Annotated in this window: 1 protein-coding gene; it reads left to right on the forward strand. The window is 30.8% G+C overall.

Features of this window, described 5'->3' with window-relative positions; genetic code table 11:
- Window positions 1-184 (forward strand): putative barnase/colicin E5 family endoribonuclease (locus CCZ01_RS10580; RefSeq protein WP_458692867.1); only part of this gene is annotated, 184 nt, incomplete at its 5' end.
- Window positions 185-925 lie beyond the last annotated feature (741 nt).

Below are 925 nucleotides of genomic sequence, written 5' to 3' on the forward strand. Positions count from 1 at the left end.
GAAATATCACCCCGAAGTAGTGAGTGAAATACCTCAAATCATACAAGAGGGCAAAATTCTCAAAGACGATAAAGGGCGATTAAATATCGAATATGGAAACAATATCATAGAGCTAAGAAATAATTGGCAAGGTGAAGAAACTGAAAATCAATGGATTATAACAAGCTATACCAAAAAAAGATGAGCTTAGTAAGGGTATCCTCTACTAAGAACAAAAACGCTATCAAAGAGGACTATTCTTTTGAAACTCATCATACAGATATACGATAAATTGAAGTTTTAGAGTCAAAATAGTAAAATAAGAATGTGTTTAAGGGGTAACTTTCTTTTTATGCAATCTAGCGTAGAAAGGAGGTTAGAGATGAAGAAAACTTTAAAGCTTATCGTTAAAATGATAGCCTTAGAGTTGTTCAAAGAGATTGTGAGAAAACTCTTTGAACTAATCACAAATTAAAAATCTTAATATTTTAGGATTCCCCCACTTAGTTTCTCCTTAAGCACAAAAAACTTACGCTAGATTGTGGGGGATAGCGTAGCTACAAAAAACAACTATAAACAAAAACATAGCCTATATTAACTCTATAAGCCTTAAAAACTACATTTAAATCCTTTTTAAAAAAGATGAGGTATTCTTTAAATCTATGGATTTAAACAAATATCTATCAGCATCTGAAGAAGCTTTTAATAAAAAAGATTTCAAACACATATTTGCACTCCTCTTAGCCCCATAAAAAAATGAGAATGACGGGTTTTTATGCAGTGAGCAATAAGAATCCATGACTATAACAAGAGATCATATGGATTTTCAAGCTCAATACAATATTTTCTTAAAACTTCTTTCTATTCACATCATCCATAATCTTTACAGCAATATTATCTACAGTGTTGCTGATTTCTTGCGATTGGTTGGCAATATCTAATATTT

This window comes from Helicobacter monodelphidis (assembly GCF_003288845.1).
GTDB lineage: Bacteria > Campylobacterota > Campylobacteria > Campylobacterales > Helicobacteraceae > NHYN01.